Annotated in this window: 17 protein-coding genes and 1 pseudogene; 11 read left to right on the top strand and 7 right to left on the bottom strand. The window is 61.1% G+C overall.

What is annotated here, in order from left to right:
- Positions 1-9 precede the first annotated feature (9 nt).
- The 3 genes from B0G71_RS24300 to B0G71_RS24290 all read right to left on the bottom strand — a co-directional run bounded on the left by B0G71_RS24300 (position 10) and on the right by B0G71_RS24290 (position 2107).
- Positions 10-282: a UBP-type zinc finger domain-containing protein gene (locus tag B0G71_RS24300; protein WP_116144811.1), complete on the bottom strand. Its 273-nt coding sequence runs from the start codon at positions 280-282 to the stop codon at positions 10-12.
- Between the two features lie 59 nt (positions 283-341).
- The gene (locus tag B0G71_RS24295; RefSeq protein ID WP_116144809.1) at positions 342-1583 is read right to left on the bottom strand and encodes an NAD(P)/FAD-dependent oxidoreductase; all 1242 of its coding nucleotides are present in this window, start codon (positions 1581-1583) and stop codon (positions 342-344) included.
- A gap of 281 nt (positions 1584-1864) precedes the next feature.
- Positions 1865-2107, bottom strand: a complete 243-nt coding sequence (locus B0G71_RS24290; protein WP_116144807.1) for a hypothetical protein — start codon at positions 2105-2107, stop codon at positions 1865-1867.
- Between the two features lie 656 nt (positions 2108-2763).
- On the opposite strand from B0G71_RS24290, the gene B0G71_RS24285 reads away from it, so the two are divergent.
- Positions 2764-3330 carry a phosphate-starvation-inducible PsiE family protein gene (locus B0G71_RS24285; protein WP_116144805.1) on the top strand — a complete coding sequence of 189 codons (567 nt, stop codon included), beginning with the start codon at positions 2764-2766 and terminating at the stop codon, positions 3328-3330.
- Positions 3331-3412: 82 nt separating this feature from the next.
- Here the strand turns inward: B0G71_RS24285 and B0G71_RS42070 are convergent.
- Positions 3413-3603, bottom strand: a pseudogene (locus B0G71_RS42070) (DSD1 family PLP-dependent enzyme); the annotation flags it as partial.
- A 414-nt stretch (positions 3604-4017) separates the two neighbouring features.
- On the opposite strand from B0G71_RS42070, the gene B0G71_RS24275 reads away from it, so the two are divergent.
- The 10 genes from B0G71_RS24275 to B0G71_RS24230 all read left to right on the top strand — a co-directional run bounded on the left by B0G71_RS24275 (position 4018) and on the right by B0G71_RS24230 (position 17769).
- On the top strand, positions 4018-5595 hold the full coding sequence (locus tag B0G71_RS24275; RefSeq protein WP_116144803.1) for an ABC transporter substrate-binding protein: 1578 nt from the start codon (positions 4018-4020) through the stop codon (positions 5593-5595).
- A gap of 220 nt (positions 5596-5815) precedes the next feature.
- Complete coding sequence (locus B0G71_RS24270; RefSeq protein ID WP_116144801.1) at positions 5816-6124, top strand: (2Fe-2S)-binding protein; 309 nt, start codon at positions 5816-5818, stop codon at positions 6122-6124.
- Complete coding sequence (locus tag B0G71_RS24265) at positions 6106-7536, top strand: NAD(P)/FAD-dependent oxidoreductase (protein WP_116144799.1); 1431 nt, start codon at positions 6106-6108, stop codon at positions 7534-7536. The genes B0G71_RS24270 and B0G71_RS24265 overlap by 19 nt, the downstream gene beginning before the upstream one ends.
- Complete coding sequence (locus tag B0G71_RS24260) at positions 7533-8687, top strand: FAD-binding oxidoreductase (protein ID WP_116144797.1); 1155 nt, start codon at positions 7533-7535, stop codon at positions 8685-8687. Before B0G71_RS24265 ends, B0G71_RS24260 begins: the two co-directional genes overlap by 4 nt.
- 221 nt (positions 8688-8908) lie before the next feature.
- Entirely contained in the window at positions 8909-10369 is a 1461-nt protein-coding gene (locus B0G71_RS24255; protein WP_116144795.1) for an aldehyde dehydrogenase family protein, read from the top strand.
- A 96-nt stretch (positions 10370-10465) separates the two neighbouring features.
- The gene (locus B0G71_RS24250; RefSeq protein WP_116144793.1) at positions 10466-10939 is read left to right on the top strand and encodes a GNAT family N-acetyltransferase; all 474 of its coding nucleotides are present in this window, start codon (positions 10466-10468) and stop codon (positions 10937-10939) included.
- 54 nt (positions 10940-10993) lie between these two features.
- The gene (locus B0G71_RS24245; protein ID WP_116144791.1) at positions 10994-13033 is read left to right on the top strand and encodes a hydantoinase/oxoprolinase family protein; all 2040 of its coding nucleotides are present in this window, start codon (positions 10994-10996) and stop codon (positions 13031-13033) included.
- 71 nt (positions 13034-13104) lie between these two features.
- Complete coding sequence (locus tag B0G71_RS24240) at positions 13105-15108, top strand: hydantoinase B/oxoprolinase family protein (RefSeq protein ID WP_116144789.1); 2004 nt, start codon at positions 13105-13107, stop codon at positions 15106-15108.
- A 488-nt stretch (positions 15109-15596) separates the two neighbouring features.
- On the top strand, positions 15597-16235 hold the full coding sequence (locus B0G71_RS24235) for an SDR family oxidoreductase (RefSeq protein WP_116144787.1): 639 nt from the start codon (positions 15597-15599) through the stop codon (positions 16233-16235).
- 319 nt (positions 16236-16554) lie between these two features.
- Positions 16555-17769: an alkene reductase gene (locus B0G71_RS24230; protein ID WP_116144785.1), complete on the top strand. Its 1215-nt coding sequence runs from the start codon at positions 16555-16557 to the stop codon at positions 17767-17769.
- A 120-nt stretch (positions 17770-17889) separates the two neighbouring features.
- Here B0G71_RS24230 and B0G71_RS24225 read toward each other — a convergent pair whose 3' ends face one another.
- The 3 genes from B0G71_RS24225 to B0G71_RS24215 form a co-directional block, all read right to left on the bottom strand.
- Positions 17890-19062, bottom strand: a complete 1173-nt coding sequence (locus B0G71_RS24225) for a fumarylacetoacetate hydrolase family protein (protein ID WP_116144783.1) — start codon at positions 19060-19062, stop codon at positions 17890-17892.
- 46 nt (positions 19063-19108) lie between these two features.
- Positions 19109-20332, bottom strand: coding sequence for a glycoside hydrolase family 88 protein (locus tag B0G71_RS24220; protein ID WP_116144781.1), 1224 nt, complete (start codon positions 20330-20332; stop codon positions 19109-19111).
- A 145-nt stretch (positions 20333-20477) separates the two neighbouring features.
- Positions 20478-21371 (bottom strand): helix-turn-helix domain-containing protein, encoded by an 894-nt coding sequence (locus tag B0G71_RS24215; protein ID WP_116144779.1) that lies wholly within the window; start codon positions 21369-21371, stop codon positions 20478-20480.
- Between the last annotated feature and the right edge of the window lie 75 nt (positions 21372-21446).

The raw sequence follows: 21446 nt of genomic DNA, 5'->3' as shown, positions 1-21446 counted from the left end.
GCGTCGGCGTTACGATTCGAGTTCACCTGCGATGATCTCGTCGCGATAGCACCAGATCCAAGCTTCGCCGGGTTCAATTGAACGTACCAGCGGGTGGCCCGTCGCGTGAAAATGTTTGCTTGCATGCCGGTTAGGCGAAGAATCGCAACAGCCGACGTGGCCGCACGAAAGACAAAGCCGCAAATGTACCCACGGCTGGCCAAGCTTCACGCAGTCCTCGCAATAGTCGATGGATGTGTGGAGAATGCGGGCCTCGCCCAGGTGCATGCAACCAGGGGTCATGATGGTACTCCTCGGACAGGTGCGCACAGACGTGCGGACCAAGGTTGTTGTGCTTACGCTCAGGCGCTATTCAGATAGCGATGCACCAGCGCCACCGCCATCGCTCCCTCGCCGACCGCCGACGCTACGCGCTTGATCGATGCGTGACGCACGTCGCCAGCTGCGAATACGCCGGGCACACATGTTTCCAGATGCAGCGGCGCGCGTTCGAGCGGCCAGTTCAGGGTCGCCCGATATTCCTGCAGGTCGGGACCGGTCACGAGATAGCCGCCTTCATCGCGGACAATGCCGACGTCCTGCGCCCATTCAGTCTGCGGCACGCCACCAATGCAGACGAATAGCCAATTCGTCCTTGCCGTGCTTTGCCGGCCGGTGCGCACATCGGTCAGCGTGATCTCCTGCAACACGTCACTGCCTGCGAGCGCGGTAACTTCGGTGCACGTGCGCACTTCAATGTTCGGCGCCGACGTGACGCGATCAATCAGGTAGTGGGACAGCGTGTTCTTGAGCGACGCGTCACGCACGAGCATATAGACGCGCCTGGCGGTCTGCGAAAAATGCATGGCGGCCTGTCCGGCCGAATTGCCGCCGCCCACCACATAGACGTCTTCGCCATGGATCAGTTCGGCCTCACTCGCGCCGGCGCCGTAATAAAGGCCCGCGCCGAGAAAGCGCTCTTCGCCGCTCAGCCCTAGCGTGCGATATGCCACGCCGGTCGCGCAGATAGACGTGCGCGCCGTGATACGTGTGCCGTCTTCCAGATACACGATGCCACGCCCTGGCGGAAACTCCGCGTGCACGCCGGCGCGCGCCAGCAGGATTTCGGCGCCGAACTTGACGGCCTGGACGCGCGCCCGTTCAGCGAGGTCCACACCGCTCACGCCTTGTGGAAAGCCCAGGTAGTTCTCGATTTTGGAACTGCTGCCTGCCTGGCCGCCCAGTGCCCAACGCTCCACCAGTACCGTACGCAATCCCTCCGATGCACCGTACACCGCCGCGCTCAAACCCGCCGGTCCCGCGCCGTAGATCGCGAGATCGTAGGCCTCACGGGATGGACTTGCGAACCAGCCGAGCTTCTCGGTGATTTGCCGGATGGTGGGACATTCGAGCCGCGTGCCGTCGTGGAAGATGCAGACCGGCAAGCGCGAATCGGAAAGATGCTGCACGTGCGCCAATTCCTCCGCTTCTTTATCGCTGCGCAGTTCGATCCATTCGAACGGTATATCGCTGCGATGCAGGAAGTCGCGTAGCGCGTAGCCATTTGCGCCGCGCATTGGGCCATAGATCCTGACCGTGACCATGCTATTCGCCTTTGAGGTGGGAGTTTCCTTCGTTTCACGCGTTTCCCAAGCAGGCGGGCCGCGCCGGGATAAGTGCGGTTCGCCGTATTCAGGCATCGTAAGCCCATGGTAAGAGGCGTCTTTTGCAATACCGCCCGGTTTTGTTCGCTTTCCGCTAAAGGTTCCATCACGTCGGGTCGTGCGACTGCCTGCCACGCGCCGTATGCGTTCTGCTCGATCCCGCAGGCCCGACGTTCAAACGCGTGCGTTCGCACAGGCCGCTCCGGTTTCGTATCAAGGCGTCAATCTGGAAGCACGAACTCGGTACGCATGTCTTCGATCGCCTTCTGGACATGATGTGACCAATCCGCGCCGAGGTCGTTGAGCGGCACGATGTTCCAGTTGCGGCCGGATGCGTCCGGCGGACACCGCTCCGGTAGCGGTATGCGCACGTGCAAAGCGCCCGGCACGTCCGCGGCGATTTTTGCAACGCGGTTCTGCAGTTCATCGCGAATCTGCTCAGCGGTTCGAACGGTCTTCCCCATCGGTCTGCCTCTCTAGGTCGCATGTGCGGTTCGTGACTGAATGGCGCATACGTTCCTTGCGCGTGAGCATGCGCCAACGATGCTTTAAGTCTAGTCGCTAATCCGGGGATGTTTGGATAATCGCTCGCTTGCGCGGACCGCATCAAGGGACGGCACGCAACAAAGGCGCTTGGAAAATGCGCAAAAGCCAGAAAGACCCGGGAAAGAGGCGCGGGTGTCGCTCGCGAGGCTGCATTGAAACCCTGTGTCACGCGCGGCAAGAGCTGCATACATCTTATGAGCGGTTGACGACCGGCCGGCGCATCGTGGGTGGGACGGGCAGTGAGGCAATCCCCGTAACGCCGCCGAAATCGCGTATTCTATCTTGCGCTCGTTGGGGTACAGTGCATGGAGCTGCTGCTTGAGGCTTAGTACCTCTTCGAATTCATGACAGGAACCTGTATCAGAAGCGCGAGATAGTTCGGCCTCTGTTATCAATCACCGGATATGTCAGTTCCGCTTTGGGCAGGTATCCGCGAGAAGCCGCGCAAGCGCGAAAGACCGTAGCATGTGAGTTACCCCAGCGTCGAATGAACTGTGCACGGTGCACGGTGCATGTGCAATCCATGCGCGCGCGGTGCGTTCGCGGCGCAGCACGGCCGTCCGGGAGTCAAATCATGGAAAGTAAGAAAGGCTGGCTACGCAAGGATCTCGATGCGTTGCGTCTGCAGTGGGCGATGCTCACCTTTTATGAACGATTCGAGCAGCTTGTCGCGCATGTGCTGAGCGTCGTGATTTCCATCATCATCCTCGTGTCGCTCTGGCAGTTGATTCAGGCGGTGATTTCATTGCTGGTTGCGGATGCGCTCAACCCGCTGGATCACGCGGTGTATCAGACCGTCTTTGGTATGGTCATGACGCTGCTGATCGCGATGGAATTCAAACATTCAATTACGCGCGTGATGGCGCGGCGCGATCACATCGTGCAGGTCAAAACGGTGCTTCTGGTTGCGCTACTGGCTATCGCCCGCAAATTCATCATTCTCGATCCGGCCAGTGCGCCCGCCCAGATCGCGGCGCTTGCATTTGCGCTGGTGGCGCTGGGGAGCGTCTACTGGCTGATGCGGCAGCGTGATGACCCGGTCGACGCACCGAACGCCGCGCAAGCGGAGCGTGATCGCGTGGTGCACGCGCAGCGACAGCAAGGCGGCCCGCCCCGGGCAGGCGACCAGCCTGACAATTAACTTGAGTCGCCGCGCTCGTCTCGTGACGGCAGTGTAAGCGTCAATCCGCCGGACGGCGTCGACGGTTACGGGAAGTCCGGTGGGCTGATGCGCAAGCGCCGCTGTCGGCAACAATTTTTAATCCGCAGCCTTTTCCCCGCAGCGCAAGCGCCCCGTGAGGGCGCTGGTTGGCGCCATACTCATTGCGTAGACGATGTCACTTAGATCGCTCGCAAAAAACTGCCCGGCTTCCTTCAGCGTGGACACGGTGATGCCGCTTGCCCCGGCGGCCATTCAAAACCGGTGGCTGCGAATTCGCCGATTTCCAGATTCGAGTGCGCCGCGCCGCTTCCGGCGCTCCACTTCGGTCTGAAGATTGAGATCCAGGCTGTCGCACAAGAATAAGCGCGTCGATTCGCAACGCCAGGTTTGAGGTCGATGCGACGCATCGACAGACAACATCCGCCCCCGCATCGCCACGCAATTCATGCTGTGCACCCCACCAAGAACGATCGATTTGAATGGTTGGGATGCCGCGTTTGCAATAAAGGCCATTTTTTGGGGTGATTAAATTGGTTCGTCACGAGTCCGTTGCGAAGCCGTTCCAGGCGACGGGCGTCAAGTTTCAACAGAGACGGCATCGCACGAGGCCGCGCCAGCTTCAGCTGTCATTGCACCATCAATCTCTCTATGTAAGGAGCAGTTCGCATGAACGACGCCCAGATCAAGAATGGCCGTATCAGCCGACGCGACATGATGCGTCTTCTCGCCGCCGGCGGAATGCTTGCCACTGGCGCCGGCGGACTGTTCGCCGGTGTGAAGTCGGCGATCGCCGCGCCGGCGCCCAAGAAGGGCGGGGCGATCCGGGTGGCGTACGACGCCGGATCGAGTGCGGACACCATGGACCCGGCCAAGGGCTCCGCAGGGTCTGACTACATTCGCTTCTTCATGTTCTACAGCGGACTCACGCAACTGGACCAAAGCTTGACACCGCAGATGAATCTTGCGGAGGCGGTGGATACTTCCGACGGTCGCGTCTGGATCATCAAGCTTCGCAAGGGCGCGACCTTTCATGACGGCAAGGCGCTGACACCGGCGGATGTCGTGTATTCGCTGATGCGCCACAAGGACCCTGCGATTGGCTCGAAGGTGAAAACGCTGGCCGATCAGTTCACCGATATCAAGGCAAGCGGTCCAAACGAAGTGACGTTGACCCTGGCGTCGGCCAATGCCGACCTCCCGGTCATCCTCGCCACGCCGCAGTTCGTCATCGTCAAAAACGGTACGACTGACTTCTCGTCGGGAATCGGTACTGGTCCGTACAAGGTCAAAACGTTCAAGCCGGGTGTGACCACCATTGGCGTGCGCAATGAGAACTACTGGAAACCGGGTCTGCCTTATCTGGACCAGATCGAGCTCATCGGGATCGGCGATAACGCCGCCCGTGTGAACGCTTTGCTGGCCGGCGACGTGCACCTGATCAATTCCGTCGATCCTCGTTCGACCCAGCGAATCGCGTCGACGCCGGGCTATGCGGTCCTCGAAACGAAGTCGGGGCTCTATAGCGATCTGATCATGCGTCATGACAATCCGCTCTCCGGCAATGCGGACTTCGTCGAGGGCATGAAATACATGTTCGACCGCGAGCAGATCCGTACTGCCGTATTTCGCGGCTATGCCGTGATCGGCAACGACCAGCCGATTCCGCCGGGGCATCGCTACTTCAATGCGTCGGTACCGCAACGGCAGGTAGATCTGGACAAGGCCAAGTATTACTTCAAGAAGGCGAATGCGATCGGCCCGGCGCTGCCCCCCATCTACGCGACGCCCGACGCAAATGGCTCGATCGAGATGGCCGAACTTCTGCAGCAGACGGGCGCGAAGATCGGCGTCAACGTGACGATCAATCGCGTGCCCGCCGATGGCTATTGGTCGAATCACTGGATGAAGCATCCGCTTGGCTTTGGCAGCGTGAATCCGCGTTCGAGCGCGGACGTCCTGTTCACGCAGTTCTTTAAATCGGATGCGCCATGGAACGAGTCGGGCTGGAACAATCCGAAGTTCGACCAGTTGCTCGTCGCTGCACGATCGGAAACGGACGAGACCAAACGCAAGCAGATGTACGGTGATATGCAGCAGATCGTTGCGACGCAGGGCAGCATCGGTATTCCGGCGTTCATCAGTATTCTCGATGCGAACGACAAGCGTCTGCAAGGACTCGGGTCGATTCCAACGGGTGCGATGATGGGCTTTTCGTTTGCCGAACACGTGTGGTGGAACGCGTAAGCCCGCGCGGTGAAGCGTGACCGGCGCACGGACATAGATTGAGCGATGTCCTGACGCCGCATCGTGTGCTGCGGAGTGTCCGCAAAACGGTGAGATCTGTGCAGCACACCCACGAATACGGCATAACGCCGGGTTTTTAAGGTGATTAAATGTCTCTCAGTGCGGTCGCATCCTTTCATGATCAGCGCCGCGCATGCGGCGTGCGTTGGGAGTCATGTGCATGAAGTCCAAATTCGTCCGGCTGTCAGAAACGGCGCGGACTCCGGTCCGGTTTTGCATCGACGGAGAAACCGTCGCAGGCTTTGAAGGCGATACGCTTCTCGTAGCCATGCTGTGCAACACGGATCATGTGCGTCATTCGGAGTTCGGTCCGGAAACACGCGCCGGCTTCTGCCTGATGGGTGCGTGTCAGGACTGCTGGGTATGGACCACGGATGGCGAACGCATGCGCGCCTGCACGACCATGGTCAGTGCCGATCTGAACATGGTGACTCGCCAGCCGGAGGTGCAATGGCCGAACCTCGCGTGATCATTGTCGGCGCGGGGCCGGCTGGGGTTCGCTGCGCTCAGGCGCTGGTCGCCGCCGGATTGCGTCCGCTTGTCATAGACGAAAGCAGGCGCGACGGCGGCCAGATCTACCGGCGCCAGCCAGATCAGTTCACTCGCCCGTACAGCAAGCTATATGGCACCGAGGCGCCGCGTGCGCTCGACTTGCACGAGAGCTTCGAGCGCCTTCGCGCGAGCATCGACTATCAATCTGAAACCCTTGCATGGAATGTCGCAGGCGGCACACTCCACACCACGCACGCGGGCGTGGCGAGCCAGCATCCGTTCGACGCCCTGGTGCTGTGTCCGGGCGCGACCGACCGGCTGATGCCGGTGAAAGGCTGGCAACGGGCCGGTACGTATAGTCTCGGTGCCTCACAGATCGCGCTCAAGGCGCAAGCGTGCGCGATCGGCAGCAACGTGGTGTTCATGGGTTCGGGGCCGTTGCTGTATCTCGTCGCGAACCAGTATGTGCAGGCGGGTGCAACGGTCGCGGCGGTGCTCGACACCTCGTCATTCGGCAAGCGTCTTCGCGCGTTGCCGAAGCTGCTTGCGCGGCCCGATGTACTACGCAAGGGCGCGGCGCTGGTCTCGTCGCTCAGGAAGCAGGGCGTGAAGATCGAGACGGGCATCGTGCCGGTGGAGATTCACGGCGATGACCAGCGGGGTGTGGATGGCGTGAGTTATCGCACGGCACGTGGCGCGCAGCATCGCATCGCGTGCGACGCGGTGGCGCTGGGTTATCACCTGCGGCCCGAAACGCAGCTCGCGGACCTCGCAGGCTGTACTTTTACATTCGATGCATCGACGCGCCAATGGCTACCGCAACTCGACGAGATGGGGCGCAGTTCGGTTAAAAACGTGTATCTGGCAGGCGATGGTGCACGTGTGCTCGGCGCGGACGGCGCCGAAACTGCGGGGGCGCTCGCAGCGTTCGCCGTGTTGCAGGACCTCGGCAGCGCTGTCGATGCATCGCGGGTCGCGTCCCTGATTCGCACGCGGGAGAAAATGGACCGTTTCCGCGCAGGGCTCGCCATCGCGTTTCCCTGGCCGGCCCAGCAGGCGGCCGCGCTCTCCGACGACACTATCGTGTGCCGGTGCGAAGGCATCTCGGCAGGCGAATTGCGGCGAGTGGTTCGCGACGAGAGCGCGCGCGAAGCGAATCGTGCCAAGGCATTCAGCCGTGTCGGCATGGGCCGCTGCCAGGGGCGCTATTGCGGCCATGCCGCGGCTGAAGTGATCGCCAGCGAATCAGGCGTGCCACTCGAACAGGTCGGCCGCTTGCGCGGTCAGGCACCCGTGAAGCCGTTTGCGATCTCAACGGTTTCCGATACCTTGGCTGCAACGCAGGTCGTGGCCGGGCATACCGCGCTTACGACGCTGGAGGAAGAATGAAGCGGATCGAGGCGGATGTGGTCATTGTCGGTGGTGGCTTCATGGGCGCGGCGGCGGCCTTTTTCCTGCGCCAGCGCGGACGCTCTGTCATCGTGCTCGAGCGCGGCCTGATCGGCCAGCAGGCGAGCGGCACGAATTTCGGCAACGTACGCCGTCAGGGGCGCTTTCTGCCGCAGTTGCCTCTTGCTAACCGCTCACGCGAGATCTGGGGAAAACTCCCGGAACTAATCGGTCATGATGCAGAGTTTCTGCCGTCGGGACACGTGCGTGTCTGCTACCGGCAGGAACAGGACGACGCGCTCGAGATCTATGCGCGTGAGGCCAGTCACTATGGACTGAAGCTCGATCTGTATCGCGGCGCCGAGATGCGTGCCAAGTTCCCATTTCTGGGCAAAGAAGTGCGTGCGGCTTCCCACTCCGTGACGGACGGTCACGCGAATCCGCGCCTTGCCGCGCCGGCGTTCGGTCGAGCTGCGGCACGCGCGGGCGCGCGTATCGAAGAGAACACGGAGATTGCCGTCGTCGAGAAAGACGGCGATACATTTCGCGCACGAAGCACCGACGGCCGTGAATTCTGTGCGCCGAATCTGCTGATTACAGCGGGCGCGTGGGGAAATCAGCTGAGCGAACAATTCGGTGAAGCCGTTCCGATTGCCGTGCGAGCGCCTCAGATGGCGGTGACCGAACCCATGCCTTATGGACTGCGCGAGGTGGTCGGCGTGACCTCACCGTTGCTCGAAGAAGTCGTCTATTTCCGGCAGGTCAAACGCGGAAACATTGTGATCGGGGGCTGCGCGCGTGGGCCCGCCTACCTTGACGAGCGTCGCGCAAAAGTCTTGCCGGAAAGTCCGCTGATCCAGTTCCGTCAACTGGCGCGCGTGGCGCCAGCGCTGACTCGGCTGCATATCATTCGCGTGTGGAGCGGCGTGGAGGGCTACATGCCGGACGATCGCCCAATCATGGGGCCGAGCAACAAGGTGGATGGTCTTTACTATGCATTCGGTTTCTGCGGCGCGGGTTTTCAATTGGGCCCGGGCGTCGGCGACGTCATGGCCGAGCTTATCGATACCGGCGCAACCAGCACGCCGATCGACGCATTTGCAATCGAACGGTTTGCGGCAACGGCGACGTCCGCAGCGGTGGCGGCATAGCACGGTCACAGGCGCCGACGCCTGCGCGCCGCGCTCTACACAGAATCTGCTACGTGCCTTCGTATTTGCGCATGACGCCGAGTGCCTTCCTGAAAAGCGTCCGCCTCAGGCCGGCCACGCATTTTGATAGCTTGCACGCGGGCTCGCCGTTACCCATATGAACGCCGCGCGCCGCGTTCAACCGATTGCCGGCGCTTATTACTCTTTCCTGGATGTGTGCGATGACTTCTCTCTCAACGAACGCTTATAACGTCGATCCGGTCGCATGCCAGCGTTTCTATATCGACGGCCGCTGGATTGCACCCGCAAAGCCCACATTCATGCAGGTTATCAATCCCGCGACGGAGGAACCCGTCGCCGAGATAGCATTGGGTTCCTCCGAGGACGTCGATCGTGCGGTTAGTGCTGCCCGCGCGGCGTTCGATGGCTGGTCGTCCTCGCCTGTAGCGACGCGCGTCGCCATTCTTGGCAGGATGCATGATCTGATTCTCGAACGAAAGGAAATGTTCGCCCAGGCAATATCGCTTGAAATGGGCGCTGCAATTTCTTTCGCGCGTTCACTGCAGGTTCCGCTTGCGGCCGAGCACGTTCGGATCGCACGCGACGTGGTTTCGCAATATCGCTTCGTGTCCGTCAATAACGGCACGGCAATTTCACGTGAGCCGATCGGCGTTTGCGCGCTCATTACGCCGTGGAACTGGCCGCTTTACCAGATCACCGCAAAGGTGGCTTCGGCGCTCGCGGCCGGGTGTACGGTGGTCCTCAAACCGAGCGAGTTGTCGCCGCTCAGCGCGCAGCTCTTCGCACAACTGGTCCACGACGCCGGCGTTCCTCCCGGCGTGTTCAATCTGATTAACGGCACTGGTCCGAAAGTGGGCGCGGCACTCGCGGAGCACGTGGACGTCGACATGATCTCGATCACCGGATCGAACCGCGCCGGCGTGCTGGTTGCCCAGGCGGCAGCGCCGACGGTCAAGCGTGTCGCCCAGGAACTGGGTGGCAAGTCCCCGAACGTCATGCTTCCTGATGCCGATTTCGCAAAGGCCGTACCGCTCGGCGTGATGTCCGCATTTCGCAACGTCGGACAATCATGTAGCGCACCCACGCGGATGATCGTGCCCCGCGACAGACTTGCGGATGTCGAAGCTTTGGCCGTGGCGACTGCCGAGGCAATTGTCGTGGGCGATCCCCAATCCGACGCGACGGTGTTAGGGCCCATCGCCAACGAGGCCCAGTTCAACCGCGTACAGACCATGATTCTCGCGGGCGTGGAGAGCGGAGCGAAATTGATTTGCGGAGGGCCCGGGCGAGTGGAAGGTTTCAGCAAAGGCTTCTTCGCCCGCCCGACGATTTTCTCCGAGGTACTACCTCAGATGCGGATCGCGCAGGAAGAAATCTTCGGTCCGGTTCTTTGCATCATTCCCTACGACACGATCGACCAGGCAGTCGAGATAGCGAACAGCACACCTTATGGACTGGGTGCCCATGTGCAGACTCAGGATATCGACGCCGGGCGCACGGTGGCATTTCGCATTCGCGCGGGACAGGTTCATATCAACCATCCGGCATGGGATCCGCACGCGCCGTTCGGTGGCTATAAGCAATCCGGTAACGGACGTGAGTATGGTGTTCAAGGATTCGAAGAGTACCTCGAAACGAAGGCTATTCTTGGTCACGGATGATCGAGGCACGACTTTGATCCCTGAAAAGTGGGGATCTGCCTACGTTATTGTCGCAACCGAAAAGCCGATCGGCAGGGCGATCCACCAGGTCTCGTCATGACACCGTCAAGTCCCACATTTCAGCTTTTGCCTTTCGAAGCCGGGTCGGCGCGCTGGTCGCGCGATGGCTTCGAAGTGGATACCGACCGGCAGCGTATCGATGTGCCGGCTACCCAGCGTTTGCTGATCGAGGAAAGTTACTGGGCGCAAGAATCGACGGCCGGCGCTTTGCGGCGAGCAATAGCCGGATCCGTGGCGTTTGGGCTGTATGACGGCTCGCGGCAGATCGGCTTTGCACGGGTCGTCACGGACGGCGTCGCGTTTGCTTACGTACGTGACGTGATCGTGGCAAGTGCATATCGTGGGCGGGGTCTGGGCCTCTGGCTCATGCAGACGATTGGCGAGCATCCCGACCTGATACCCGTGCGCCGATGGATGCTGTCGACCCGGGATGCTCATACGCTCTACGAAAAGGTCGGCTTCAAGCGTGTCGGATATACCGATCTCCTCATGACGAAGGCCGCCGAGTGAGCGCATCGAGCGTCATACGAGCAGCGGGAAAGCATTCTATTCAGGGTAGCTAACATGGCCTACAGGGTTGGAGTTGATATTGGCGGTTCGTTCACGGACTTCGCGGTGCTGGACGAAAAGGACAACACGATTCGAACGTTGAAGGTGTTGTCACGTCCCGATGAACCGGGCGCGGAGATCAGGACCGGTATGGCCGTATTCGCCGAGCGCGATGGCATTGCCGCTGCAGACGTCAGCTACTTCACGCATGGGACGACCGTCGGCGTCAATACCGTCATCCAGCGCAAGGGCGCCAAACTGGCGCTTCTCACCACCCTGCATTTCGAGGACGTGCTGGAGTTGGGCCGTCTCAAGATGCCGCGCTTTCACAATCTGTATGCGCGCCGGCCGGTCCCGCTGGTTCCTCGGTATTCGGTATTTGGAATCGACGAGCGTACCGACGCCGCCGGCAAGGTTCTCACGAAGGTCGATGCCACAGCCGTCAAGCGAGCCTTCGAGCAGGCACAGGAGCAGGGTTGCGAGGCCATCGTGATCTCCTTTCTGCATTCCTATCGCAATCCGGAGAACGAGCGGGCTGCAAAAGCGGCGATCGCCGATATCGCGCCTTCTTTTCCGGTGTTCTGTTCAAGCGACGTGTGGCCCATCATCCGCGAATATGAGCGCACCGTGACCGGGGTGATCAGCGGCTATGTGCAGCCGAAAGTGGCCCGCTATCTCACGGCTTTCGAGGAAGCACTAAACGGAGTCGGCGTTCCCGTGCCGCCGCGCATCACGAAATCGAACGGAGGCGTGATGAGTGCGCGCCAGGCGAAGGAAGAATGCGTGCAGATGATCTTGTCGGGTACCGCGTCCGGGGTGATCGGCGCCGGCTATCTGGCGCGCATGATGGGACTGCCCAGGATACTGAGCCTCGACATCGGCGGCACGAGCGCCGACGTGGCCGTCATTGTGGATGGCGCGGCGGAATATGGTGCAGGTGAGTTGATCGGTGAGTTCCCGATCTTCATCCCTTCTGTGTCCGTCACGTCGATCGGCCAGGGCGGCGGGTCGATTGCGTGGGTCGATGACCTCGGCGTGCTGCAGGTGGGCCCCGAAAGCGCGGGATCGAGTCCGGGGCCGGCATGCTTCGACAAGGGCGGGCTTCGGCCGGCGGTGACCGACGCGTTCGCCGCCTGCGGTTTGATCGGCCACAGCAAGCTGGGTTACAGCGCCGTGAACATCGACGTGAAGAAGGCGCAAACCGCATTGGCGCCGCTCGCAGACGCGCTGAATCTGAGTTTGTTCGAAACCGCCGAGAGCATCATTACGATTGCTGTATCGGGCATGTTCGCCGATACCAGCGGATTGATGTCGCGCTTCGGCATTGACCCGCGCGAATTCTATCTGCTCGCATTCGGCGGTGCAGGCCCGATGATGGCGTGCTTTCTCGCACGCGAACTGAATATCAAAGGCGTGATCGTTCCGCCGACACCGGGTGTATTGAGCGCATTGGGTGGGTTGATAGCCGATCTGAAGAACGATTTCATCAAGACGTTGTATATCGATCTGGATGAGGATTCGATCGCGTTGCTGCAGGAATCGTTTGACGCGCTGAAATTGCGCGCCGAGCATTGGCTCTATCGGGACCAGCAGTTCGAAGGTGAAAGCACGCTCTCGTACACGACCGAGATGCGGTATCGCGGACAGTCCTTCGAAATCGAAGTGCCGCTCGATCCGGACTGGGTCGCTCATGGCGATCTGGACGCGATCACCGCTGCCTTTCACGCGCAGCATCAGCGTTTGTTCGGCCACAGCGATTCCCTTGCGCCGCTGCAAATGATCAGCCTGCGTCTGCTGATTACCGGCAAGACGCCGAAGCCGGCGCTCGCGCGCATCGCACACAGTACGGCCGCTCCGGTGCCCGCTGCGTTCGTCGACGCATACGTCGACGGCAAAGTGCGCAACGTAGCGCTATATCAGCGTGCGCATTTGCTTGCGGGACAATGCTTCGATGGTCCGGCGATCGTCGCTCAGGACGATTGCACGACATGCGTGCTGCCCGCAATGAGCGTGACAGTCGATACATTCGGCAATCTCGTGATCAGCATGCATTGATGGCCCGCCTGCGTCGCGCCCGTGCTGCTCGCGGGCACGCACAACGATAAACCCTCAAGGAGCCATACGTCATGGCGATTGACCGTCGTAACCTGCAAGTTCTTGCCAACTACTGCGCCGCCGCAGCGGACGCGATGGCTTATACCTTGCTCCGAACGGCATACTCGACGTTCGTGAAGGAAACCGAAGATTTCTCATGCACGATCCTGACCGAGTCGGGCATGGCATTCGCCAATCCGCGCAGTTTCGGCGCACCGTGGTACAGCGGGATCGACTATGCTCCGGTCATCGAGATGTTCGATGACTACGAAGACGGCGACGTCTGTATCACGAACGACTCGTATAGCGGCCATGTCGCCACGCATTCTCCCGACATCCATATCTGGAAACCGGTATTCGACGACGGTGTCCTTGTGTGCTTTGTCGCGGGCCATATTCACAATACGGACGTAGGCGGCGCGGTGCCGGCTTCGCTCTCCCGGTCGCTCACCGATATCGTGCAGGAAGGGATTCGCATACCGCCCGTGAAGATCTACCGGCGAGGCGTTCTGAACGAGGAGATGGCGGCGATGATGCGCCTGAACGTGCGTGCGCCGGATCAGAACTGGGGCGACTTCAACGCGCAGATTGCGTCGGTCAATATCGGCGAGCGCAAGGTCAAGGAAATCATCGCGCGCTTTGGCCGGGAAGATTTCAAGGAAGGTGCACGGGCGATTCTCGACCATGCCGAACAGCAGGCGCGAAATGTCATCCGCACCATTCCCGACGGCGAATATTTCTTTGCCGACTACGCTGACGAAGACGGCGACGGCGGCGTGCCATGCCGTATCGCGCTTACGCTGCGCGTGAAGGGCGACGAGGTCGAGTTGGACTATACCGGCAGCGATCCGCAACTCGCGTCGTCGCTGAACATGCCGACGGGCGGGCGCGAACACCATCCTTTGCCGCTGGTCGGCCTGACCTACGTGCTCTATACGCTGGACCCGCGCATCTGGATGAACGCCGGAACCCTGCGTGCGGCAAGGGCGATTCTTCCGTCAGGCACGGTCGTCAACTGCGAAGCGCCTGCTGCCGTGGGTATGCGCTCGCTGACATGCATGATGACGCAGATCGTCACGTTTGGCGCATTCTCGCTGGCGCTTCCCGACAGGATTCCCGTGACGGCGCCCGGTGGCAACGCGATCATGAATGTGAAGACCGTCGATCACGCCAATCGGCCCGTCATGGCGTCCATTGGGCCAGTGGGCGGCGGCGGTGGAGCGACCCCTATCTCGGATGGCGTGGAGGGTTGCGGTGGCGCGTCGGCGTTTCTTAAGAACACGCCGATCGAAATCAGCGAAGCTGAAGTGCCGATCTTTTTCCTGCGTTACGGTTTGTGGCCAGACACGGCTGGCGCCGGGCAGTATCGAGGCGGCATGTCCACGGTGATGGAGTTCCGCGCGTCGACGCCCAACACGATCGTGACGGCGCGTAACCGTAACCGTTCAGTGTTTTCGTCATGGGGCGTGAAGGGAGGCCGTGCGGGTGCGCTGTCCACCTTCCAGAAGAACCCGGATACTTCCGATGCCATGGAACTGGGCAACACGGACGTCGTCCGGTGCGATCCGGGCGACGTTATCCGCGTCATTGGTCCGGGGGCAGGCGGCTACGGCGATCCGATGCTGCGCGATGCGCAACGCGTTCTGTCGGACGTTCGCAGCGGCTTCCTTTCACCTGAGCGCGCGCTCGAAGACTATGGCGTGGCGGTGAAGGGGACAGGACTGCACATGTGTATCGATCAGGACCTGACCGCGACGCATCGCGAGAAGAGGCGTGGGGTGGCTGGCGGGCATGAGCATTTCGACTATGGTCCGACGCGCTCTGCGTTCGAACAACGCTGGACACGCGATCGATATGATGAGATGACGACTTTTCTCGCGAGCCTGCCGGTTGCGTGGCGTCACTTCATCAAGCGCCAAATCTTCATGGTGGTCGATGCGCAGACGGGCATGTCAGTCGACTTGCGAACGCAGATGCAGGAAATCTTCAGCGCGATCCGCAGCAAATATCCTGCGCTTACGCCCAGGCCTGAATAGCTTTGAAGGCATTTCGGTTCGCGTAGTTGTGTGAGAGATCAGGCGATTACGATGGCCATCACGCTGCGTGCACGTACAAGCGCGCAGCGTATAGCACGCAATTCGATCATAAGGCGTTGTCAACTTGCCGAAATCGCTCTCCGGCGCGGACATGGCTCCAGCGTTGGAGAATCTGCTGAGAGGCGTTATTGAGTGGCAACAAGCGCTTGCCAGAGCAGAGAGTAGCGATTCAAGCTGTTACGGCGGTCATGCGTGGCGCTCAAGCCGCGAGAAGATATTGCGCACAGGCCGGCCGAGAGCACTAGACTTCCTTCATGGGAACCGTCCGGTCGCATGGAAGAGTGCATCGCGGCGAATGTAGCGGCGCGCGTGGGTTGGATGGACTCACAACCGCCACCAATCTTAAGCGATAACACGGCTCCTGGAAGACATGTCAGCTGAATGCCCGAAGCTTTCGCTGTGCTGACGCTTTCCCGAGGAGAGACACGATGAGCATTGCATTGATTGGCGCCACCGGCCGCACCGGTCGCCTGGTGGCAGAGAAATTGCACCGTGCGGGCATTTCGTTCCGCGCGTTGCTGCGCGACGAGGCGCAGCGGGCCCATTTCGAAGGCCTCGGCGCGACCGTTGCGATGGTCGACCTGACGCAGGACTTCGGCGCGGCGCTCGCAGGTGCTCGTACAGTTATTTTCACAGCCGGATCCGCTGAAACCGAGGGCGCCGCACAGGAGGCTCAGATCGATCGGGACGCGATCATCAAAGCGGTGGATTATGCGAAGCAACATGGCGCGGACCGCTTCATCGTTATCAGCACCTTGCTGGCATACGCCCCTGAACGCGCGCCGGATGCGCTTCGGCATTACGCGCAGATGAAGCGCGCATCCGACGATTATCTGATCGGCAGTGGGCTCGATTATCTCGTGCTGCGTCCCGGCACGCTGACCATGGAGCCGGGTACCGGGACGATTGAGGTCGTGATCGACGCGCAGTCGGCTCGTGCCCCCGTGGCGCGCGCGGATGTTGCCGACGTCGTGCTCGAAGCGCTCAAGGTGGGCGTCGTTAACACGATCTTCGGGTTTGCCGGTGGCAGTGAATCGATCGACGACGCGTTGGCCGCGCTTCGTTGACGTTGCGCGCCGCGCCGCAGAGGTCTTGGTCAGTGGAGAGCCGGGTCGTTGGTCGCAGTGGCTTGGCTATGAACGAGCCCTCCGTGCCCGTGCCGCTGTCTGAGTCCGCTGCTGGCATTCGGCGGATTGTGCGGTACTGGAAGACATGGGGAACGGCAGGATCGCGACACTTCTGAGCAGAAACCGGAAAGAAGCGCGCGTGGGCCATGGCTAGACTGGCCTGAGAGCGGAATCATGTCGACGTGATCCGCACAGACGCTTCGAAGCGTCAATGGCAGCACTTTTCGGGGCCGAGTCAAGAAACGTAAGGAGCGAATTTATGCCGGATACAGAAATCGCGCCGGCGGAAGCCGGGCAGCGCGACGAGCAAATCCCGCTTGGCAAGCTCTTCGAACCCGTCAAGGTGGGACCGTACAACCTGCGTCATCGTGTCGTGATGGCGCCGCTGACGCGTTCGCGCGCGAGCCGGCCAGGCAACATACCGTCTCAGCTCAACGCCTGCTATTACACGCAGCGCGCATCGGCCGCGCTCATCATCAGTGAGGCGACGCAGGTGTCGATGCAAGGGCAGGGCTATGCGTGGACGCCAGGGATTCATAGTCGCGAGCAGGTCGAAGGCTGGCGGCTCGTCGCGAACGCTGTGCACGAGGCGGGCGGGTTGATGTTCATGCAGCTCTGGCACGTCGGACGCATATCGCACCCCTCGTTGCAGCCGGACGAAATGCTGCCCGTAGCGCCGTCTGTGGTCCAGCCGAAAGCGGAGGCGTTCGTCGAGAACGAGCGCGGCGAAGGTGTCGTTGCACCCTGCATTACGCCCCGCGCGCTGCAGGTCGAAGAGATGCCGTATCTCGTGCGACAGTATTTCAGGGGTGCGCGCAACGCAAAGGCTGCCGGTATGGACGGTGTTGAAGTGCACGGAGCGAACGGGTATCTGCTCGACCAGTTTCTGCTGTCCGGGACAAACCGACGCGAGGACGAATACGGCGGGTCGAGCGAGCGCCGGGCCAGGCTGCTGTTCGAGGTGATCGAAACGGTTTGCGACGTGTGGGGGCCGGAAAAGGTCGGCGTACGGCTTTCTCCTCTCGGCACTTTCAACGACATGCATGACGACGATCCCGAGGCGACCTTCTCTTACGTCCTCGAGAAGCTCAATCGATACGGGCTCGCTTACTTGCACATCGTCAATCCCGCGCTGGCGGCGACCGGTGAGGATGCCGCTTTCACGGAACGCGCGAAACGCATGAGCGAGATGATACGACGCACCTATCGCGGTGTGCTGATGGTCGCGGGCGGGTTCGACGGCAGCAGTGCGGAAAGATGGATCGAGGACGGCAAGGCGGATTTGATCGCGTTCGGACGCCTGTTCATCGCCAATCCCGACCTGCCGGAACGCTTGCGGTCGCACGCTTCGCTCAATTCGCCGGATCCGTCCACGTTCTATGGAGGCGGCGAGCGCGGGTACACCGACTATCCGTCGCTCGCGCAGGAGCGCGGAGAGGCCCCTCGGTCGGTGATCGACGGGCGTTGGAGATAGACCGTCACGGTCGTTGAGCAGCGGGCTCGCCGGCGTCGCGGGACAACGTGCGAGGCTCGCCGAGCCGGCGACCGGCGGTCGACGGTCTCGCGGAAGTTTTTTATCATGTGCAGCGCCGATTTACGTATCGCTTACTTGCCCCACCGCGCAGGTAAGCGCCCGCCGCTTTGCAAGGGCCTCGTAAAGAGCGCGCACGCCGAATCGCCAGGGCGCGATCTCGGTTGACGACTGCACGGTGTTGACAAGTTTGCCGAGCGCCGGCGTTGCAATCGTCACTTTGTCCCCGAGATGATGCGTGAAGCCGCTGCCCGGAGCATGCCGGTCTTCAATTGGAGAGAACATCGTGCCGAGGAACAGCATGAAGCCGTCTGGATACTGGTGATGCGGCCCGGCAGTCTGAGCGACAAGTTCCTCTGGGTCACGGCTGATCTCGCGCATGTGGCTCACGCCTTCGAGAATAAATCCGTCGTCCGCGCCCTCTATCCTGAGTGACACGCTGGCCGCCCGCACCGAGTCCATCGTGAAGCGTTCATCGAACAACCGGATGAATGGACCGATCGCGCATGAGCCGTTGTTGTCTTTCGCCTTACCGAGCAGCAACGCACTGCGGCCTTCGATGTCGCGGAGATTAACATCGTTGCCGAGGGTTGCACCGACGATCGTTCCGCGGCTGTTGACCGCCAGCACAATTTCGGGCTCGGGATTGTTCCAGCGGGAGGCCGGGTGTAGCCCAACGTCCGCGCCGTAACCGACTGCGGACATCGGTTGAGACTTGGTGAACACCTCTACGTCAGGCCCAATGCCGACCTCCATATATTGCGACCATGCGCCGCGCCGTTCCAGTTCCCGCTTCAGACTGTCGGCGGCCGGCGTGCCGGGGCGAATCCTGGAGAGATCAGTGCCGATCAGTTGCGCGATCGTCGCGCGCACCGTGTCGGCTTGCGTCGCGTCGCCCGCAGCCTGTTCTTCAATGACCCGTTCGAGCAGGCTCACGGCAAAAGTCACGCCGCATGCCTTGATGGCCTGAAGATCGCATGGCGCGAGCAATGCCGGGCCGATGTTCTCGACGGGGCCGAGCGCTTCGCCCTCGACGTGACGCGCAAACTCCAACAGGTCCACGCGCTCGAACAGGTCGGAGGTCGTCGGTGCCGACGCCGTGATGTCGAAGACCTGACCGGCGCGAACAACGACGACTGACGGCCCGTCGATCGGCGCGTTTCGCCAGATGCGTCCGACCAGCAGGGCTTCGGCTAGGTCAGTAGGTACGAAATGCGGAAGATCGTTCGATATCATGGTGGCGTTGCCTGGCGAGAGTTGGGAACCGGAAGGGAGGCGCGCTTCAGGCGAGCGATACGCGTTGCGTATCGGTTGGCCGAAGCTTGCCGGGCAGCATCACGCGACTCAGTGCTTCAGCGAAGAAGAAATCGCCGAACATCGTCGCACCATCGACGCCTTCATTGTGCGGCTTCGAATAGCAGGAATTCTTCAGGAGTCCGCGCTGCGCGGGTTCGTGGGCAAACTCGTCACGACATAGCGCTTCGAGCATCGCGACTCCGTGTTCGCGCCAGCGAGCCGCGTCAGCAGGGTCGGGATGCAGACGACCCATCTCGATCAGCGCTGACGCCATCACCGCTGCTGCGGCGGTGTCTTTGGTTTGCGCGTCGGCGCCAGCGGCGTCGAAATCCCACGGTGGCACCGGACGGCCATCGAGCCGGCGCAGATAGTACGCCGCCAGACGCCCTGCAAGATCCAGCCAGTGACGCTTGCCGGTTTCTCGCGCGGTGTTCACGTAGCCATAGACGGCCCACGCCTGGCCCCGGCTCCACGCCGATTCGTCGAATGCGCCTTGAAACGTGTAGCCGCGCTGGCGCACACCCGTTGTCACGTCGTACTCGACCGCGTGATAAGTCGAATCATCGGGGCGGATAAACGCGTTGGCGGTCATGAGGGCGTGTGCTTCGGCGGCGAGGCGATAACTGCCGTCGCCGGAATGGTTCGCCGCCCAATAAAGCAACGACAGGTTAGCCATCGTGTCGATAGCCGAGGCGCTGCGTCCGCGTGGATCGTCGAGCGGGCCCCAGGAAGCGAGATAGGCGCCGCTGCGCGTGGTGACAAGACGGGCGCGTAGTTTGTCGGCGGCTTCCATCGCGATTTGCGCGTACCACGGGTCGCGGGTGATTTCATAACCGGGGACGGCACTGCTGTCGAAGATAAAGCCGATGTCGTGCGTGTTGGGGTCCTGCGCGCGCTGCGCGACGAGACGCATGCGCTCGCGGGCCCACGAGAGGTATTTGTCCTTGCCGGTGTGCAAATACGACGTCAGCAAAAGTCCGACCCAGAACCCGCAAAACCAGTTTCCATGGCTCCACGCCGAACCGCTGTAGCCTGCCGACAGCGACGCCGGAAGCAGGACCCACTTTCCATCGGGCGCCGTGATCTGAGGGAATTCGACACCCAGCGTCGGCTCGTCCTCGGCAACTTTGGCCGCCATGCGATCGAGGATAGTGGTGAAGAGGGCGGACCGCTCAGAGGACAACCCTTGATCCTGGTACGAAGCATTCACGCGTTTGTCTCCTGATTACTTTCACGTTTCCCGAGTGACGGGGACACGCAAATTCTAGGAGCGCGGCGGTTCTGGCAGTTAGGACGAAGTGCGGCTTATATTGGACTTTCCTGCACACACCCCGGACGCCTGTGGTTCCGCTGCTTCAAATGCTCAGTTTCTCCAGGCTGCGGCGGAAATCGATTGGCGAGCGGCCCGTGTGCTTGCGAAAACATCGGCTGAAGTAGGCCGGGTCGTCGAAGGCGAGCTGTGTTGCGATCTCCGCCACATTGACCTCCGAATGCAGCAGCAGACGCTTCGCCTCCAGCATCACGCGTTCGCGAATCAGCTTGGCCGCCGTACTGCCGAGCGCCTGACGCGTTGCATCGTTCAGCGCGCGTTCTGTGACGTTCAGCAGGCATGCGTAGTGAGCGACGTCGTGGACCGTGGCGAAATTTTTTTCCAGCAGGCTTTTGAAGCGTCGCGACAGCAGCACGCTACGCGACGAATTGACGTCGGCGACGGCGTCGCCGCCCAGGCGCGCGGACTTGATTAACAGAACGCGCAGGTATGACCAGATCACGTCCTCGTAACCTGCCTCTTCGCCCTGATATTCCGCATTGATTCCATCCAGCACGCGATGAAGGTCCTGAGCTTGTGTGTCGCTCATATACACCGTGTTCGGAATTCGCTCGAAATCGTAGACGGGAATCTCGGTCTGCGAATGGCGGTTCTGCACCTTGAACGCGAAAAATTCGGACGAGAAACTGATCGCGTGCCCGACAGCGTCGTCGGACAAGGCGAAATCATGGATCTGGCCGGGGGCCATGAAAAACAGCGTATTGGGCCGCACCTCGTAGCGAATCGAGTCGATGATGTGGTGGCCGCTGCCCGCCACGACCCAGACGATGTGATAAAACTCGTGTCGATGCGGATACGGCAACGTCGATTTCATATCCTCGAGGGGCGCGAGATGAAAATCGATCGACTTGATTCGCGACCCGTACTCATAGTGCGCGATCTTGAAGACCGGCAACTGGCAACCACAACCGCTAAGCATTTGATTTGTCTCCTGCATCCAGCTCACTTATCTGGCTCGCCTAGCCAGTTCACTCCCTGGCTAAATCAAGCGTGC

Origin of the sequence: Paraburkholderia sp. BL27I4N3, from assembly GCF_003386115.1 — a bacterium.
Classification (GTDB): Bacteria; Pseudomonadota; Gammaproteobacteria; order Burkholderiales; family Burkholderiaceae; genus Paraburkholderia.
The sequence above is the reverse complement of the archived record's forward strand: the minus strand, read 5'-3'. Positions and strand labels throughout refer to the sequence as shown.

What these genes read in the sequence shown, in the direction of transcription:
- B0G71_RS24300 (WP_116144811.1), bottom strand. Translation starts at nt 282, where the DNA reads ATGACCCCTGGTTGCATGCACCTGGGCGAGGCCCGCATTCTCCACACA.
- B0G71_RS24295 (WP_116144809.1), bottom strand. Translation starts at nt 1,583, where the DNA reads ATGGTCACGGTCAGGATCTATGGCCCAATGCGCGGCGCAAATGGCTAC.
- B0G71_RS24290 (WP_116144807.1), bottom strand. Translation starts at nt 2,107, where the DNA reads ATGGGGAAGACCGTTCGAACCGCTGAGCAGATTCGCGATGAACTGCAG.
- B0G71_RS24285 (WP_116144805.1), top strand. Translation starts at nt 2,764, where the DNA reads ATGGAAAGTAAGAAAGGCTGGCTACGCAAGGATCTCGATGCGTTGCGT.
- B0G71_RS24275 (WP_116144803.1), top strand. Translation starts at nt 4,018, where the DNA reads ATGAACGACGCCCAGATCAAGAATGGCCGTATCAGCCGACGCGACATG.
- B0G71_RS24270 (WP_116144801.1), top strand. Translation starts at nt 5,816, where the DNA reads ATGAAGTCCAAATTCGTCCGGCTGTCAGAAACGGCGCGGACTCCGGTC.
- B0G71_RS24265 (WP_116144799.1), top strand. Translation starts at nt 6,106, where the DNA reads ATGGCCGAACCTCGCGTGATCATTGTCGGCGCGGGGCCGGCTGGGGTT.
- B0G71_RS24260 (WP_116144797.1), top strand. Translation starts at nt 7,533, where the DNA reads ATGAAGCGGATCGAGGCGGATGTGGTCATTGTCGGTGGTGGCTTCATG.
- B0G71_RS24255 (WP_116144795.1), top strand. Translation starts at nt 8,909, where the DNA reads ATGACTTCTCTCTCAACGAACGCTTATAACGTCGATCCGGTCGCATGC.
- B0G71_RS24250 (WP_116144793.1), top strand. Translation starts at nt 10,466, where the DNA reads ATGACACCGTCAAGTCCCACATTTCAGCTTTTGCCTTTCGAAGCCGGG.
- B0G71_RS24245 (WP_116144791.1), top strand. Translation starts at nt 10,994, where the DNA reads ATGGCCTACAGGGTTGGAGTTGATATTGGCGGTTCGTTCACGGACTTC.
- B0G71_RS24240 (WP_116144789.1), top strand. Translation starts at nt 13,105, where the DNA reads ATGGCGATTGACCGTCGTAACCTGCAAGTTCTTGCCAACTACTGCGCC.
- B0G71_RS24235 (WP_116144787.1), top strand. Translation starts at nt 15,597, where the DNA reads ATGAGCATTGCATTGATTGGCGCCACCGGCCGCACCGGTCGCCTGGTG.
- B0G71_RS24230 (WP_116144785.1), top strand. Translation starts at nt 16,555, where the DNA reads ATGCCGGATACAGAAATCGCGCCGGCGGAAGCCGGGCAGCGCGACGAG.
- B0G71_RS24225 (WP_116144783.1), bottom strand. Translation starts at nt 19,062, where the DNA reads ATGATATCGAACGATCTTCCGCATTTCGTACCTACTGACCTAGCCGAA.
- B0G71_RS24215 (WP_116144779.1), bottom strand. Translation starts at nt 21,371, where the DNA reads ATGCTTAGCGGTTGTGGTTGCCAGTTGCCGGTCTTCAAGATCGCGCAC.